The 17,446-nt window shown below is 35.6% G+C and carries 13 protein-coding genes; 11 read left to right on the top strand and 2 right to left on the bottom strand.

Features of this window, described 5'->3' with window-relative positions; genetic code table 11:
* Positions 1-29 precede the first annotated feature (29 nt).
* The gene (locus NTX65_16830) at positions 30-1,484 is read left to right on the top strand and encodes an outer membrane protein transport protein (GenBank protein ID MCX6171001.1); all 1,455 of its coding nucleotides are present in this window, start codon (positions 30-32) and stop codon (positions 1,482-1,484) included.
* A 70-nt stretch (positions 1,485-1,554) separates the two neighbouring features.
* Positions 1,555-2,520, top strand: a complete 966-nt coding sequence (gene rsgA, locus NTX65_16825; GenBank protein MCX6171000.1) for a ribosome small subunit-dependent GTPase A — start codon at positions 1,555-1,557, stop codon at positions 2,518-2,520.
* Here the strand turns inward: rsgA and NTX65_16820 are convergent.
* Positions 2,517-3,464, bottom strand: a complete 948-nt coding sequence (locus NTX65_16820) for a hypothetical protein (protein ID MCX6170999.1) — start codon at positions 3,462-3,464, stop codon at positions 2,517-2,519. The genes rsgA and NTX65_16820 overlap by 4 nt on opposite strands.
* Before the next feature lie 63 nt (positions 3,465-3,527).
* Here NTX65_16820 and NTX65_16815 point away from each other — a divergent pair, with 63 nt between their 5' ends.
* From NTX65_16815 to NTX65_16775, 9 genes are all read left to right on the top strand, one after another.
* Positions 3,528-5,321 carry a tetratricopeptide repeat protein gene (locus NTX65_16815; GenBank protein MCX6170998.1) on the top strand — a complete coding sequence of 598 codons (1,794 nt, stop codon included), beginning with the start codon at positions 3,528-3,530 and terminating at the stop codon, positions 5,319-5,321.
* Positions 5,318-6,106, top strand: a complete 789-nt coding sequence (locus NTX65_16810; protein ID MCX6170997.1) for a DUF4292 domain-containing protein — start codon at positions 5,318-5,320, stop codon at positions 6,104-6,106. Before NTX65_16815 ends, NTX65_16810 begins: the two co-directional genes overlap by 4 nt.
* The gene (locus NTX65_16805; GenBank protein ID MCX6170996.1) at positions 6,084-7,322 is read left to right on the top strand and encodes a peptidoglycan DD-metalloendopeptidase family protein; all 1,239 of its coding nucleotides are present in this window, start codon (positions 6,084-6,086) and stop codon (positions 7,320-7,322) included. Before NTX65_16810 ends, NTX65_16805 begins: the two co-directional genes overlap by 23 nt.
* Positions 7,323-7,425: 103 nt before the next feature.
* On the top strand, positions 7,426-8,196 hold the full coding sequence (locus NTX65_16800) for a sulfite exporter TauE/SafE family protein (protein MCX6170995.1): 771 nt from the start codon (positions 7,426-7,428) through the stop codon (positions 8,194-8,196).
* Positions 8,197-8,392: 196 nt separating this feature from the next.
* Entirely contained in the window at positions 8,393-9,256 is an 864-nt protein-coding gene (locus NTX65_16795) for a hypothetical protein (protein MCX6170994.1), read from the top strand.
* Positions 9,257-9,269: 13 nt separating this feature from the next.
* Positions 9,270-10,613 carry an NAD(P)-binding domain-containing protein gene (locus NTX65_16790; protein ID MCX6170993.1) on the top strand — a complete coding sequence of 448 codons (1,344 nt, stop codon included), beginning with the start codon at positions 9,270-9,272 and terminating at the stop codon, positions 10,611-10,613.
* A gap of 95 nt (positions 10,614-10,708) precedes the next feature.
* Positions 10,709-12,181: a cytochrome C gene (locus NTX65_16785; GenBank protein ID MCX6170992.1), complete on the top strand. Its 1,473-nt coding sequence runs from the start codon at positions 10,709-10,711 to the stop codon at positions 12,179-12,181.
* A complete protein-coding gene (locus tag NTX65_16780) occupies positions 12,163-15,132 on the top strand; it encodes a cytochrome c3 family protein (protein MCX6170991.1) in 2,970 nt (989 codons plus the stop codon). The genes NTX65_16785 and NTX65_16780 overlap by 19 nt, the downstream gene beginning before the upstream one ends.
* Before the next feature lie 3 nt (positions 15,133-15,135).
* Positions 15,136-16,743, top strand: coding sequence for a hypothetical protein (locus NTX65_16775; GenBank protein MCX6170990.1), 1,608 nt, complete (start codon positions 15,136-15,138; stop codon positions 16,741-16,743).
* Positions 16,744-16,794: 51 nt separating this feature from the next.
* Here the strand turns inward: NTX65_16775 and NTX65_16770 are convergent, their stop codons facing one another.
* Positions 16,795-17,445 carry an HAD-IA family hydrolase gene (locus tag NTX65_16770; protein MCX6170989.1) on the bottom strand — a complete coding sequence of 217 codons (651 nt, stop codon included), beginning with the start codon at positions 17,443-17,445 and terminating at the stop codon, positions 16,795-16,797.
* Between the last annotated feature and the right edge of the window lies 1 nt (position 17,446).

The raw sequence follows: 17,446 nt of genomic DNA, 5'->3' as shown, positions 1-17,446 counted from the left end.
TCAATCTCAATTAAATTGATGGGGCAACTATGAAAAAGATTAATAAAGTAATTTTAGTATTGATAATGAGTTTTGCATTCTCTGCAAATATGCTGGCTCAGAATTATAATGATGCTCTGAGATTAAGTGAACCCGGGATTATTACTGGTGCACGTTCTTTGGGAATGGGGAACGCTTATGTTGCATTGAGTGATGATTTCTCAGCTTCATTATTTAATCCCGCCGGATTTGGATTAATAAAAAAGATGGAATTATCGGGCGGGTTGAATTACAATTCGTTTAACAATAATGCAAGTTTCTTCAATCAGAATACCACAATTTCAAATAATGTTACAAATTTCAGTCAGGTTGGTGTTACTTTACCTTTTCCAACTAGCCAAGGAAGTTTTGTCTTAGCATTTGGTTTTAACAGAGAAAAGGATTTCAACAAGGTACTTAGCTTCAATGGTTATAACGGTGGAAATAATTCTTATATACAGGATTTGACTTCATCTAACGACGATATTGCTTTTAAACTCGCTCTGAGCTATCCTTTATATGATGCATCAAACAATTATCTAAACGATACTACTCGGATAAACGGCAAATTAAATCAGAGAGGGAATTATACTCAAGAAGGCTCATTAAACAGCTGGTCGTTCTCAGGTGCTGTAGAAGTTCAAAAAGATTTTTTTGTGGGCGCAACTTTGAACCTATATAATGGTACATTCAAAAAGACCCATGAATATATTGAAGAAGATTTGAATAATAATTATCCATCTTCTGTGCTGCTAGATCCTTCAGAACCACGCTCTGCTGATTTTAAATCTTTTTATTTACAAGATATAATTGACTGGGATATTTCGGGTGTAGGTTTAAAGCTTGGAGCATTAATTAAGATGGATGACAATTTCAATTTTGGCGCTACGGTCAAATTTGCTACAAAGTATACAGTTAAGGAAACATATTCACTCTCTACTCAAAGTACTTTTGGGACAGGATCTAATTTTAGCTACGCACCCTCAGAAGAAAGATTGGAGTATGAAATCTCTTCTCCGGCAGAGTATTCAATCGGTGCATCATACAATCAAAATAATTTTACTTTAAGTGGTAACGTTACAATGATTGATTATACACAAATGAAATTTGGAAACGGGTTCGATTATAGTGCAACAATGAATAAGAATGCAGATATAACTGATTTTATGAGGACGGTCTATAATCTAAATGCCGGTATTGAATATGTTATTCCTAACTCAAGAGTTGCTTTGAGAGCCGGCGCTATGCTGATGCCGTCTCCATTTAAAGATGATCCGAGTGATTACGACAAAAAATATTTAACCGGCGGTATTGGATATAATTTTTCAAATAGATCTACTATAAATATCGCTTACGTGTACGGATGGTGGAACGACATCGGTGATAATTACAGTTCGAATGTCTCAAGAACAGCGCAGGATATAAAATTTACCAATATCGTTACTTCAATAAAATTCTATCTATAACCCTTTCTTATTTAACATTTATTGACATCCCATAAAGAGCACCTTATTTTTAAGGTGCTCTAATTTTAATATGGAGGTTTCAATTTTAGGTACGATTTTCAAAATCGAAAGCAAAGATTATTATTTATATAATAAAGAATGCAATGAAATTCGCTGCTCATTGCGCGGTAAATTCCAAAAAGAATATGAATTAAAAAAAGATAAACTTTTTGCCATGGATATCGCTACCGTTGGTGATCATGTGGAATATGAATTGAACCAAGACGGTACCGGAGTGATAAATAAAATACTTCCGAGGAAGAATTATATTTCACGTAAAGCACCAAGAATAAAAGGAGCAGGTAATAGAGGCGAACGATTAGAACAGATTGTTGGGTCAAATATTGACAACCTAATTATTGTCAGCAGTTCCAAATCTCCAAATTTTAATAACCGTTTAATAGACCGCTTAATTGTTGCCGGTGAAAGTTCGAATCTCAATATTATTATAGTAATTAACAAAATCGATTTAGACTTATCCGACAATTACCAAGAATGGAAAAATCTTTACTTAAAAATTGGTTATCAAATATTTGAGACAAGCGTAGTAGCGAACAAGGGAATTGAAGCACTCAAAAATTCGATGAACGGAAAGATAAATTTGATTTGGGGACAATCGGGCGTAGGTAAATCATCCTTATTGAATGCAATGTATCCTTCCTTGAAATTGAAAATTGGTAAAGTAAGCGAATCAACTTCAAAAGGGAAGCATACTACTGTAACCAGTTTACTAAAAAAAGTTGATGAACAAACCTTCGTTGTAGATACACCTGGGATGCGCGAGATTGATCCGTACGGAATTAGAAAAGAGGACCTGGGTCATTACTTTAAAGAATTCTCCATTTATTCCGACAATTGCCGGTTCAACACTTGTACCCATTACCATGAACCAGAATGTGCCGTGGTAACTGCGGTTGAAAATGAATTAATAAACTATGATAGGTATCGGAGTTATTTAAATATTTTAGAAACAATTGAAGACGACATGAATTTTTAGAGCGATAAGACTTTCTGCTTCATCCTCTCAATAAATTCATTTACAACTTCATCGGGAACGCCATCCTGGTGATTTGATTTTAACCGCATATCGCATTGATCATTTATGTAATCAATTAATACAAATTTATGATCTTTTGTAAGAGCGATTTCGGTCGAGAAATAATCAAGTTGTGTTATTCTTGCCAAACGTTTTGTAATCCGGTAAAGAGGCAAAAGATTGTACTTTGCCATTTCATTTTTTGAAACCTTGTGATAGATATGAGTATGGTCATCCCACCATGTTGGAATAACTCGATCGAATGCCCAGATCACTCGAAACCAAGCACGGCGCCCTTGAAGTTTACCAGGATATATTTTTTCTTGAATCAAATATTTTTCGAGTTGATTTTTTTTTCTTTCATCTCTAATCTGATTAAGAGAAACAGCACTTTTGATTACGCCTTCACCGCCTCCCGACATCAACGAAGGTTTAATAATAAAAGGAAGTCCAAGTTCCATTAATTGATTATCATCCAGCCGAATATTTTTGTGAAAGTTAAAAGCCGGAAGAAGAAAAGTTTTTGGAAGCCGGAATTGTTTTTTGACAAGTTTCTTGTGCATTAATACTTTGTCTACAGATTTCTTAGTCTTATTGTGAGGATTGATTATGTAGCTTTTTTTTCTGGCTAGAAGTTTTGCGATCGGAAGAAATTCGGGATCTTCATCCGATGCACGGTCAAGGTAAGATCTGAAGTAAATCCTTTTTCCTTTCAGAGAACGAATCACTTCATTAACATTGAATCTATTAATTACAAATGTATGAAGTCCCTCCGTCTGAAAATTGTGTTCGATCAATTCAACAAATTCTTTATCATACTTCCATTTATACGCTATCGCTAGATCAAAAATTTGCATTAATGCCGTAATTTTTTTTACAAAGATAATTAAATGAACAAGACGCATCAATCTTTACCCTTGTTAATCAAAGCACTAAAAACTATTTTTTGTGTCAAATTAACGGGTGTTATGAATAAAAAGATTGCAATAATTGTCATTACCCTTTTGTTCTCTTCGTGTACTTCAGAAGTGATTAAGGAAAGTTCCTCAACTGGAAACACAACCAAAATTAACAAAAGAGAAGCGGAATCTATTTTTATTGACGGTTCAATTTCGGAAATGAAGGGGCAGTTCAACGAAGCCGTTATACAGTATCTGGAAGCGTTAAAATATGATCCCCAGCCGGGAATTTATTATTCAATTGCAAAAAATTATTTTCGATTAAATAAATTGGCTTCAGCCCTTCAATATTCGAGGAACGCAATTAAAAAAGATTCCAGCAATATTGAATTTTTAACACTTCACGCATCGATTTATACTGCTTCACATATGGATGATTCTGCTGCGGCAGTTTATCAAAGAATTATTCGGCTCGATACCACAAATGTAACTGCCTATTATTATTTAGCGCAGATTAGCGAACCAAGACAACCGAGCATTGCGCTTTCTTATTACAAAAAGATAATCGATTTGATAGGGCCGGAATGGAATGCCTTGATAAAAATTGCCGACATTAATGAAAGAATGGGAAATATTGACGAAACGATTAAAACAGTTGAAGAACTGATAAAAATGAATCCATCAGAACTTCATTTGAAAAAACTTTTAATTGAATCTTATATCAAAACAAAGCAATATGATAAAGCCGCAGCTATTATTGCTGAAACGCAAATCAGTTATCCCGATGATCTTAATTTGATCGAGATGAAAGGAAATATTTTTATTCAACAAGGGCTTTGGAAAGATGCTTCAATTGAATTTATGAAACTGGTTAAGAGCCCGGAAATTAATATAGAAGCAAAACTTAAAATTGGTACATCATTTTACCTGCAAGCAGAAAAAGATTCAGTTAATTATAAATATGCAGAAGAAATATTTCAAATTATTAACCGCGATACCTCGGATTGGCAAGCAAATGCATATCTCGGCGAAATCGAGATCCGGAACAAAAATGATTCATTAGCTGTTGGGTATTTAAAAACCGCAGTTAATCTTGCCGAGTGGAATTCGCAGATTTGGATTCGTCTTGGCGGTCTTTTATTCGATTCAAAGAGATATAAGGAAGCAATTCAATATATGAGTAAAGCTTCGGAAAAATTTCCAAATGATTTTCCGATCAATTTGATCTACGGTCTTTCGCTTTCTGCAGACAACGACCATCAAAGAGCAAAAGAAGCATTGCAAAGAGCTCTCAACATTAATCCGGATGATGTAACGGCTCTTTCCGCTCTCGGATATACTTTGAACCAATTAAAAGATGATGATGAAGCGTTAATTTCTCTGAACAAGGCGCTGTCGTTTGAACCGGCTAACCTTCAAGTCATCAGCGTTATTGCTATGATCCATGAATCAAGAAAAAATTATGCTGTGTCAGACTCTCTTTATAAAGAAGCAGTCAAGATAGATTCTTCCAATGTCCTTATTCTAAATAATTATGCTTACTCTCTTGCAGAAAGAGGAATCAATCTGCAACAAGCATTGTCAATGTCTAAAAAAGCAATTGAAAAAGAACCGAAGAACTCATCATATCTCGATACAATAGGATGGATCTATTTCCGGCTTGGAGAATATAAAAAAGCGAAAACCAATATTGAGGAAGCCGCAAAGATCGAAGATAAAAATGCAACGTTAATCGATCACCTTGGCGATGTTTATTTTAAACTTGGCAACAAAATAAAAGCTTTAGAATTTTGGAAAAAAGCTTTCGAGCTTGATTCAACTAAAAGTGAGATAAAGAAAAAAATTGAAAAAGGAAGCCTGTGAAAAATAGAAATATTGCGCTTTTTGTCTTAACCATTTGTTCAATTTTGTATATGGATGGATGCACGCCTTCAAAACCAATTATGCAGGAGCGGACTATCTCACCCGATAGATTAATTAAACGCCTTGAAGCAAACAGAAGAAAGATCAAAAACTTTTCCGGAACGGGAACGATCAGCATTAAAACTTCAGATCTTGATACGAAAAGCAATTTCACTATTGAAATCAAAAAACCGGATTCTGTAAAAGTCTCTTTCTATGGACCATTCGGGATCGATCTGGCTTCTGCTCTTTTAACTCAAGAAGATTTTTTGTTTTATGATGTTATAAATAACACAGTTTATAAAGGAAAACAAAGACCCGGGATAATGAAAGAAATTCTTAAAATAAATATTTTATATAATGATTTGATAGATCTTGCAACTGGTTCAATAAATTTAACCGATAAGCTGCAGCGCGAACCAAATTCATCGGAATCGGCGGATGATTTATTAAAACTCACCTATGCAGATTCGGCCAACGGAAGAACGAATTCATACCTAATACAGAATGATGAATTGGAGATCAGGCAGTACTTTCAAAATAATCTGAAAGGTAAAAATTTACTCGACACAAAATTTTCCAACTTCAGAAAATATGATGAGATCCCGATTCCGGGAGAAATTAATTTTAACGATTTTACAAATAATCAGAAGATTAAAATTGAATACAGGAAAGTAGAGATAAATGGTGAAATCGGGAATTTAAAATTAGAACTTCCAAGCGATGCAAAAATCATTGAGTGGTAAATATTTTATTATATGTTTTTTCATTGCTGTTACCTTCCTCCAAGGTCAGACAAAAGATACTATACGCTTGAAAAATCAAGAGTTGGATAGAATTAAAAAAGAAATCTCAACTCTCGAAAAAGAACTTCAATCCAAAACCAAAAAAGAAAGAGAATCTTTAAAAGCGCTTGAGAATATAAATCAGCAAAATCTTTTATTGAATAAACTTGTCAACGACCTTCACACAGAAGAAAAACAGAAAGAGGAAGCAATTAGTCAAATTGAGACTGAGATAGCCAAAGTTGAAAGCAGGACCGATGAGCTGAAAGAGAAATATGCACGCTATATAGTATGGCTATATAAGAACCGGGGACTCTCCATCTGGCGTTTTATCTTTGATGCAGAATCATTTAATCAGGTTATTAACCGTTACAGGTACTTGCGATATATTTCCAACCAGAACAAAATAACTTTAGACCAGCTTGATTCCAGTAAAATAGAATTGAGCTCGCTTAAAGCTGATTTGGAAGGTGAAAAGAGAGAAAAAGAAAATTTAGCAAAACAAAAAATGAATGAGCAGCAAAATTTAAAACAGAAGGAATCCGAGAAAAAGGAACTGCTTACCGTTTTGAAGAAAGATCAAAAAATTATTACTCAAGAAATTGCATCAAAGAGAATGGCGGAAATCACAATCAAAAATATGATTGCAAAATTAATTGAGGTTGACCGCGAACGAAGAGCTAAAATGCACGAGCAAAAAGCAACCGATAAAAAAAGTTTAGCTTACAAAAAAAATATTCAAATGTTCGATTACAGCGGGTTCGAAAATTTTGCGGAGTTGAGGGGTAAACTTGGCTGGCCTATACATGAGGGTAAGATCGTCCGCATGTTTGGTGAAAACAAAAATGAACGTCTTAAAACTGTTACATTAAATTATGGAATTGATATTGCAGTCAAAGGTGACGATAAAGTTCTTTCGGTTGCCGAGGGAATTGTTTCCGCAATTGATTGGCTTCCAGGTTATGGCAGCATATTAATTATTACACACCGCGACGATTTCCGGACCGTGTACGGTCATATTTCCGATATCTCAGTTAAGGAAGGGGACAAAGTAAAGAGCGGAACGGCTATCGGAAAAGTTAACGAAAGTTTGGAAGGTAACATTCTTCACTTTGAAATTTGGAATGAACGTAACTATCAAAATCCTGAAGTTTGGCTTGCACGGGGAGGAAGATAAAGAAAGAATTTGAACTGGTTATCTTTATCTACATTCATTTATTAACAATTCTATTCAGCATAAATCTATTTACAATACAGAATGATCTTGATAGGAGTAATTGATGGTTCTTCATTACGCTGGAATTTTTCTTATTGGAATAATAGTTGGTTTTCTTGGCGGACTTTTCGGTAAAGGTGGCAGTGCCATAGCTACACCGATGCTTCATTTGATTGGAGTACCGGGATTTATTGCAGTAGCCGCTCCACTGCCGGCTACAGTGCCCGGTACTTTAATTGCTTCTGTTGAATATTGGAAATCAAATCTTCTGGATAAACAAATTGTTTTATGGAGTCTTTATTTTGGTGTGCCTGCAACAATTGTCGGCTCATATTTAACCAAATTTACCGGTGCTACACCGCTGTTGGTTTTAACCGGATTGATGGTTCTCGTGTTTGGTTTAAGTTTTCTTCTTTTTCCAAAAGAAAGAGAGAATGAACCAGTTGTAACTGCTGGAGAATTCGGTAATCGTCCACGTTTTTGGCGGCTTAGATTGATTATCGTTGCAATTAGTATCGGTTTGATTTCCGGACTCTTGGCAAACTCTGGTGGATTTTTATTGGCGCCAAGTTATGCAAGAATATTACATCTACAAATAAAAAAAGCTTTCGCATGTTCATTGGCGGTATCTGTTTTTCTAGCTCTACCCGGAACGATAGTTCATTCATATCTTGGTCATATTGATTGGATGGTAACGGGCGTCTTAGCACTCGGCTCTGTTCCTTTTTCACTCTTAGGAGCCAAAGTAGCAATTAAATCTAAGGCCAACATTTTGGAACGCTGGTACGGTTTAGCATTGACTGCCCTAGGAATATTTTTCCTGTTTAAGTTATAGTTATACTAAAATCACATCTTTGGCAGTCTCATAAACATTATCATAATTCATTTCAATGATTTTAATATTATTGGTATTACATAAATAGAATTAGCTTCCAAATATTCTCAATAAAATTTATCGGAGAGACACACAGCAATTTTTAATAGAATTATTTTTTGTAAATTCTTTTCAAGAAATATTCTTTACGGCTATCATGACTAAACTACAACATTGGCTTTACTTACTTTTTGGAATTGCGGCATTTGTGTATTTAGGTTATTCCGGCTACAGTTATTATCTCACACCCTACGAAGAAAGATTCTTCCATCCTTCACACACTATCTTAAAACCAAGCGGAATTATTGGTCATGGTTTAGGAATTATTGGTTCGCTAATGATGTTGGTGGGCGTAGTTTTATACATGTTTAGAAAGAGACTGAAATCATTTGCAAGAGTAGGGGCGATAAAAAATTGGCTTGAGTTGCATATTTTTTTATGTAGTTTGGGTCCTGTTCTGGTCTTATTCCATACCGCATTTAAGTTTGGTGGAATTGTAGCGTTAAGTTTTTGGAGTATGGTAGCGGTTGTCATTAGCGGTGTCATTGGAAGATTTATCTATGTTCAGATTCCCCGTTCAATAAGAGGAAATGAATATTCTATGGAAGAACTGAAAATGTTGAACCATTCTTTTGGTGAAAAATTGAAAAACGAATTCAACATGGATAATTCTTTATTGAAAAAGTTGGAACACTTTGCATCGTTAAAAGTTTATAAGTCCCCAAATTTATTCTCAATCATTCCTCTCACAATCAAAGATCACATGGCAAATAAGAAGATCCTAAATGAATTGAAGACTCATTTGAGAAGCGAGAAGATATCAGAAAAATCTATTAATCAAATAGTTGCAATCAGTAAATCAAAATTGATACTTTCACGTAAAATTAGTTTGCTCAATTCTGTACAAGAAATGTTCCGTTATTGGCATATAATTCATCTTCCGTTTGCAATTGTAATGCTTCTGATTATGGTTCTTCATGTTGGAATTACAGTAGCGTTCGGTTACAGCTGGATATTTTAACAGGTATCTTTTGATGGAAGTATTGATAGAAAATATTATTACTTACTCTGTGGTTGTGATATTGATTGTTATACTGATCTACTTCCAGTTAAGAAAAAGTAAGAATCAATCTAGAACGGTTAAGGATAAGATTGAGAGAGCCAAACAACTTGGATTTCACGAACCGGTATCTCTTCATCCGGTTGTAAATTTGGATGTTTGTCTTGGCAGTGCTGCTTGCGTTGCTGCTTGTCCGGAAAAAGATATACTTGGATTGATTGATGGAAAGGCCGCGACAATTAACGCTTCCAGATGCGTTGGACATGGTGCATGTTTTCATTCATGTCCGGTTGGTGCTATTTCTCTGGTAATCGGAACTGAAAAAAGAGGTGTCGATCTTCCTCATGTAAGCCATGAATTCGAAACGAATGTAAAAGGAATTTTTATTGCCGGAGAACTTGGCGGAATGGGTTTAATTAAAAATGCTGTAACACAAGGCAAGCAAGCAGTTGATAATATTGCTAAAAATTTATCGCGCGTTCCGAAATCTGAATATGACATTGTAATTGTTGGCGCAGGCCCGGCTGGAATTTCGGCATCTCTGGCGGCTAAAGAAAAAGAACTGAGATCAATTACGATTGAACAAGATAGTCTAGGCGGGACAGTCTATTCGTTCCCGAGAAAGAAAATAATTATGACTGCGCCAATGCATCTTCCTTTGTATGGAAAAGTCAAATACACAGAGATAACAAAAACGGAATTATTAGAACTCTGGAATGAAGTATTAACGAAGAATAATATTTCAATTCAAGAGAATGAAAGAGTTCTATCTATTGAAAAGCATGAAGATCATTTTGTTGTTCAAACGAATAAAAGGACAGTTGCAGCAAACGCGGTCCTATTGACAATTGGACGCCGCGGTACTCCAAGAAAGTTGGGTGTTGAAGGGGAAGGATTGGAAAAAGTATCATACAGACTTATTGAGCCGGAATTGATAAGCATTCAAAATGTTTTGGTTGTTGGTGGCGGAGATTCTGCAATCGAAGCCGCACTTGCATTGTTGGAAGGAAATAATAAAATTACAATATCGTATAGAGGTGATTCATTTTCTAGACTTAAGCCGAAGAATTTTGAGAATATTAAAAACGCTGTGGATGAAAGAAAAATTGACATCATATTTAAATCCAATGTAACGTCTATTTCCGAGAAAGCAGTTAAAATAATGTTTGAAAAAGATGGTATTACTTTAGAAAAAGAAATCAAAAATGATTTAGTATTCATTCTGGCTGGCGGAGAACTTCCTAATGAGTTTCTAACTAAAGCCGGAATCAGGATCACCAAAAAATACGGAGAGGCGGTATTAAAACATCAAGACTAACATTTATAATATTATTCTTGGTAACTCTGTACTCAAAGTTATTGGGACAGATTTCTCCCGGAGATTTGTCTGCTCTTCATTCTCATTTAGAGGGAATGAGCAATTGCACAAAATGCCATAATATTGGAAGTCAGGTGCGCAATAATGAATGCCTGGCTTGCCATTCAGAAATATCTCAACTGCAAAAAGAAAATAAGGGATTCCATTCAAGCTCTGACGTAAGAAATAAAAATTGCGTTCTATGCCATAGTGAACATCACGGAAGAAATTTTAGAATTGTTAATATCAATCCCAAGACGTTTGATCATTCCAAAACATCGTTTCAACTTACAGGTAAGCATGGTAAAATAGATTGTTTCGATTGTCATAAGCCGGATTTTATGGCGGACGCGAAATACAAGAAACACAAGGGAACATTTTTAGGATTAAAGACTTCATGTAACTCTTGCCACCAAGATTCTCATCAAGGAAGTTTGGGAAACAGCTGTCAGAATTGTCATGGAACAGATGCTTTCCGTCCGGCACCAAAATTTAATCATAGTTCTACAAAGTATGATTTAACAGGCGCGCATCAAAAAGTTGAGTGTATCAAATGCCATTCAATCGAAACTAAAAATGGGAAAAATTTCCAGCGGTTCAATGGAATCGAATTTTCTTCATGCGCTTCATGCCACAAGGATTTTCATAAAGGCAAGTTTGGAGATAAGTGCGCAACCTGTCACGTTACAGAATCATTTCATGTTATTAAGAATTTGGGAAGCTTCGATCATGGAAAAACAAATTATCCTTTGCTGGGGAAACACACTTCAGTTGATTGTAAGGCATGTCATAAAAACGGTTTAAACACCAAGCCAAAATTTGAAAAATGTATTGACTGCCATTCAGATTATCACAAAGGAGAGTTCACTAAGAATGGATATCAAACTGATTGCAGTTCATGTCATTCGCTTGATGGATTTAATTTTACATCTTATACAATTGAGCGTCACTTAAAGAGTAGTTTTATTCTGAATGGTGCTCATTTAGCCATACCTTGCCAAAGCTGCCACAAAAAAAATGAAAAATGGAATTTCAAAATCGAGAGACGAGATTGCATTGATTGCCACAAAGATGTTCATGGCGGGTCGGTTCCGGTTAAATATACCGGAGAAAAAAGTTGTACGGCATGTCACACAACAGAAAAATGGAATGAAGTAAATTTTGACCATAACAAAACAAATTTTGTTTTATTGGGTGTTCACCAAAAACAAAGTTGTACTAAATGTCACACGAGTAATAAAAGTATTAATAGCGTTAATATTTATTTTACAAAAAAATCAGAATGCGTTGAATGTCATAAGGACATTCATGCAGGACAGTTCACAAAAAATGGTATTGTTTTATGCCAGAGTTGTCACCAATTTAATAATTGGAAGCCGGAACTCTTTGATCATAACAATACATTATTTCCATTAAGCGGAGCGCATTCTAAAGTAGATTGTTACAAATGTCACAAACAAGTAGTTGATGAGAAAGGAAAATACATCAAGTACAAATTTGGTGAGGTAAAATGCGCTCTCTGTCATTAGCAATTTTAATTTTATTATCACTTTCTGTATGTAACGGGCAATCTCCGCACGGGAAAAATTTTAAACGTGATTGCCAAGACTGTCATAAAGTTGACGGATGGACTGTAAATCCTGCCAAAATTCTTTTTCGTCACAGCGAAACCGGATTTGAATTAAAAGGGCAGCATCAAATTGTTAAGTGTACTGCTTGCCATGAAAGTCTTGTCTTCAGTGATAAAAAAGGGAAGGACAATTGCTCTGATTGCCATACGGATATTCATGAGAATACTGTTGGTAAGAATTGCGTTCGTTGTCATGATTCAAGAACTTGGATTATAGAAAACATAATTGATCTACACCGGATGGGGAAATTTCCATTGCTTGGTAATCATGCTAAAGCCGATTGTCAGCAATGTCATAGATTAGCTTCCAGTTTGAAGTTTGAACCACTTGGTATTAGATGTTACGATTGCCACGCTGCGACATATGCTGCGACAAAAAACCCGAGTCATATAAAAGCAAATTATTCTACTGACTGTCAGCAGTGTCATAATTTTACTTCATTCAGCTGGTCTGCAACTTCAGTTACGCATGATTTCTTTCCGCTTACCGGCGCTCATAACATAGCAAATTGTTTCACTTGCCATTCTCAAGGAAGTTACAAAGGTTTATCGCAAGATTGTTACACTTGCCATCAGACAAATTATGAATTTGTTCCTTCGCCAAATCATATGAAGTTAAATTTCTCAAAAGACTGCAAGCAATGTCACACAATAAGTGCAGGTTCTTGGAAACCGGCTTCTTTTGTTAATCATGATCTTGTTTATCCATTGTTAGGAGCTCATAACTTAATTAGAAATGATTGCATGAAGTGTCACTCTATGGGCTATAATCAAACCGCGAGACAATGTGTAAGCTGTCATCAGCAGAATTATGATGCTACAGTAAATCCAAATCATAAATCGGCACAATTCTCAACTGACTGTACAACTTGTCATTCACAAACTGGATGGAAGCCGTCAACTTTTGATCATGACAATAAATATTTTCCGATCTATTCCGGAAATCATGGCGGCAAATGGAATACTTGTTCTGACTGCCATACGAACCAATCTAATTTCAAAGTGTTTGAATGCATTAATTGCCATGAACACGCAAAAACAGATATGGATTCTAAGCACAGTGGTGTTAATGGATATGCTTATCAAAGTAATGTTTGTTATACATGCCACCCAAGAGGATCCAAAGACGGTGGAATAAATCATTCACTAACAAATTTCCCGTTGATTGGCGCGCATACAACTGTAGCATGTTCACAATGTCATCAAACAAGTTATGCCGGAACTCCTACTCAATGCGTTTCGTGTCATCTGAATAATTTCGCATCTGCACCAAACCATAGTGCGCAAAATTATCCGCAAGATTGTAAACAGTGCCATTCTCCTGCGAACTGGAAACAAATTAGTTTTAATCATACGTCAACTAACTTTCTGCTTTTAGGCGCTCACGCAACAGTTAATTGTAGTTCATGTCATACTACTAAGTTAGCAGGAACATCTAAGTTGTGTTATTCATGTCATCAATCAAAATATACGTCAGCGCCAAATCACGTTTCTCAAGGATATCCGCAAACTTGCGAACAATGCCACAACACAACTGATTGGAAGAGCGTAACATTTAATCACGCAACAACTAAATTCCCGTTAGTCGGAAGTCATACTACCGTTCAATGTAATTCATGTCATACATCGGTCTTTGCGGGAACGCCAACACTTTGTTATTCATGTCATCAATCAAAATATACGGCGGCACCAAATCACGTTTCTCAAGGATATCCTCAAACTTGCGAACAGTGCCATAATACAACAGATTGGAAGAGCGTAACATTCAATCACGCATTAACTAAATTCCCGTTAGTAGGAAGTCATACTACGGTTCAATGTAGTTCTTGTCATGCATCTGGATTTGCAGGAACACCGACACTTTGTTATTCATGCCATCAATCAAAATATACTGCAGCACCAAATCATGTTTCGCAAGGATATCCGCAAACTTGCGAGCAATGCCACAACACAATTGACTGGAAGAGCGTAACATTTAATCACGCTACAACAAAGTTTCCTTTGACAGGTTCACATGTATCTGTAACATGCATTAGCTGTCACTCCAATGGTTATGTTGGAACTTCAACTGATTGTTATTCGTGCCATCAAGCAAAATTTATTTCTGCGCCCGATCATGTTTCGAAATCTTACCCAACAGACTGCAAAGCTTGCCATACTACTACATCATGGCAAGGAGCAACATTTGATCATGCGACGACTGCTTTCCCATTAACCGGTGCGCACACTTCAGTAAACTGTAATAATTGTCATACAACAACATTGAAAGGAACATCCACTGTTTGTTCGAGCTGTCACACAACAAATTTTCAAAGTACTACTAATCCAAATCATGCAGCTATTAATATTCCTACTACATGCGAACAATGCCATACAACGAATGCAGGATGGAAACCAGCAACATTTCCTATTCATAATAATTACTATCAAATTCTTGGAGCGCATTTGCAAATTGCAAACCAATGTTCGAACTGTCATGCGGGTAATTATAATACTAAACACCCGCAGTGTGTAAGCTGCCATTTAACGGATTACAATAGCGTGACTAATCCAAATCATGCGACGGCTAAGTTTCCACTTACTTGTGAGCAATGCCATACACAAAATGCTTGGAAGCCTTCAACATTTAATCATGATGGACAGTATTTCCCAATCTATTCCGGTGAGCATAGAGGTAAGTGGACTCTATGCACCGATTGCCATACAAACCAAACAAACTATAAAGTGTTTGAGTGTATTAATTGTCATGAGCATAGTCAATCATCAATGAACTCAAAGCATAGCGGTGTGAATAATTATGTTTATCTATCAACGGCTTGTTACAACTGTCATCCAACTGGAAAGAATTAACAAATGAATAAAAGTTTTCTTATCCTTATACTGATTAGCGCTTTTCTTCTAAACGCACAGAATATTAGTGTAGATGAGAAGACCGGCCGGATTTCATTCGTGACTTCGCAAAATATTTATGTCCGGTTTGAAAGTACTAATGGAATAAATAAGAACGATACTTTATATCTGTCCGTAAGCGGTATATTAAAACCTGCAATCGTTGTTCAGTTTATCTCGTCAAACTCTTGTTCCGGTGTTGCTCTATCTAGTTACAAACTCAAAATTAATGAAGAAGTAAAAGCATTTATAAAAAAGAGCCCATTACTAAACAATGAAAAGAATAGAGAAATAATAAAGAGTCCATCAGAAGAAGTTTCAGTAACTCCTATTATTGGATCGATTAAAAGCTCTTCCAAATTCTTCAAGCGTACTAATGGGAATATTTCAATATCATCATATACTAATAAATCTAACGGGCCAAGCTCGCCGGATTTTCAATATTGGCGGATGAACCTTTCATTTAATGCCGATACGATTGCTGAGTCTCCAATCTTTTTTTCTTCTTACGTTAACTTTTCTTACCGCGCAGATAAATGGAACGAAGTTAAAAGTAATTTAGGGAATGCACTGAAAATATATGACTTTGCTTTTAGATATGATTTTACTTCAACAACAAAAATTACATTGGGAAGAAAAATCAATTTCAAAACATCAAGTCTCGGAGCGATTGACGGACTTCAATTTGAGACGACAGCAAAGAAGTTTGTATTTGGAGTGATAGCAGGCTCGCATCCAAGTTTTTCTGATTATGGCTATGATCTAAAAATGTTTGAGTATGGCGGTTATATTTTCAGAAGTGATAGCCTCGGCAGTATTACAATGCAAAATACAGTAGGAGTTTTTGAACAGACTAACAATTTCAAAACAGATAGAAGATTTCTTTACTTTCAGCATTCGAATAATTTATCTCAAAGTTTAGGATTTTTTGTCTCGTCTGAGTTCGATCTTTTCAAACGAAAAATGGGAATTAACCAAAACACTTTCGATATGACGAGTCTCTTTACAATGTGTTCTTACAATCCAAGCAGCTGGATTGGACTAAGCGCTTCTTATGACGCGCGTAAAAATGTGATCTATTATGAAACGTTCAAAACATTTGCGGATAGTGTTTTGGAATCGGCCACTCGGCAAGGATTTTCAGCAAGACTCAATCTGCGCCCGCTTAATTATATCTGGGTTGGCATAAACTATGGATACCGTTTCAGTAAAGATGATCCGCGACCATCTAAAAATTATGGAGTTAATCTGAGTTATTTCCAAATGCCATTAATTTATTCATCTCTTTATATAAACTATAATAAAATTGAATCCGGTTATGTTAACGGTAATTACTATGGCGCCAGTCTTTCGAAGGATTTGTTTAATGGTGTGATGAATTTTGGCATTGGCTATAAACGAATTGATTATAAATTTCCGTCCGGCCAATTTAATTTTTTTCAGCAAATTGGAAACATCGATCTAGCGATGAGAATGTTTAATACAATGTACATATCAGCAAGCTATGAGAGTACTTTCCAAGATACAGCCACTTTTAGCAGAATATATTTTACACTTTCGAAACGATTTTAATTTCTAACCGGAAGGGAAGCGAGAATAAGAAGTGGAATTCCGAAGGATGATTTATCGTAAATTCTCTTCTAAAAATTTCTTTAGCTCATCAACCGTTTCAAATACATAATCACTATTCATTTCCAAAACTTTTTCTTTTGCGTAACTATCCCATACAACGGAAGCAATTTTAACTCCGGCGCTTCTTGCTGCAAGAATGTCAGCAGGTGCGTCTCCAATCATCAAAACTTTTTCCGGTTTCAAATTGAATTTTTTTACAAAGACATCAATTCCTTCCGGAGAAGGTTTATGATCAACAACATCATCACCGGTTACAATCATATCGAAAAGATCAATGATACCGATTTTCTGGAGAGTGATGATTGAAGAGTCTCGTCCCTTACCGGTGTAAATTGATAAAGGAATATTTTTCGATTTGATAAATTCCAAAATTTCTTTCATGCCGGGATACACATCAGCCATTAAATGATGCTTTGCCTCATAGAATTCCATATAATCTTTTCGTGCATCGTCGTAGTCATCATTCATGAATTCTTTTAAAATCACATCTTCAGTCGGTCCGAAAAGAGAAATTATCTCTTCATCGGTCACTTTTTTATTAAGATATTTTTCTGTTACATGTCGAAATGTTGCGAAGATCAGTTCATTTGTTGATGTGAGTGTGCCGTCAATGTCGAAAATTATTCCTTCAAAATTTTGCAAG

The organism is Ignavibacteriales bacterium, assembly GCA_026390795.1.
Taxonomy (GTDB): Bacteria; Bacteroidota; Ignavibacteria; order Ignavibacteriales; family Melioribacteraceae; genus Fen-1258.
The sequence above is the reverse complement of the archived record's forward strand: the minus strand, read 5'-3'. Positions and strand labels throughout refer to the sequence as shown.

Coding starts and splice junctions, on each gene's coding strand:
- NTX65_16830 (MCX6171001.1), top strand. CDS start 30: ATGAAAAAGATTAATAAAGTAATTTTAGTATTGATAATGAGTTTTGCA.
- rsgA (MCX6171000.1), top strand. CDS start 1,555: ATGGAGGTTTCAATTTTAGGTACGATTTTCAAAATCGAAAGCAAAGAT.
- NTX65_16820 (MCX6170999.1), bottom strand. CDS start 3,464: ATGCGTCTTGTTCATTTAATTATCTTTGTAAAAAAAATTACGGCATTA.
- NTX65_16815 (MCX6170998.1), top strand. CDS start 3,528: ATGAATAAAAAGATTGCAATAATTGTCATTACCCTTTTGTTCTCTTCG.
- NTX65_16805 (MCX6170996.1), top strand. CDS start 6,084: ATGCAAAAATCATTGAGTGGTAAATATTTTATTATATGTTTTTTCATT.
- NTX65_16800 (MCX6170995.1), top strand. CDS start 7,426: ATGGTTCTTCATTACGCTGGAATTTTTCTTATTGGAATAATAGTTGGT.
- NTX65_16795 (MCX6170994.1), top strand. CDS start 8,393: ATGACTAAACTACAACATTGGCTTTACTTACTTTTTGGAATTGCGGCA.
- NTX65_16790 (MCX6170993.1), top strand. CDS start 9,270: ATGGAAGTATTGATAGAAAATATTATTACTTACTCTGTGGTTGTGATA.
- NTX65_16785 (MCX6170992.1), top strand. CDS start 10,709: ATGAGCAATTGCACAAAATGCCATAATATTGGAAGTCAGGTGCGCAAT.
- NTX65_16780 (MCX6170991.1), top strand. CDS start 12,163: ATGCGCTCTCTGTCATTAGCAATTTTAATTTTATTATCACTTTCTGTA.
- NTX65_16775 (MCX6170990.1), top strand. CDS start 15,136: ATGAATAAAAGTTTTCTTATCCTTATACTGATTAGCGCTTTTCTTCTA.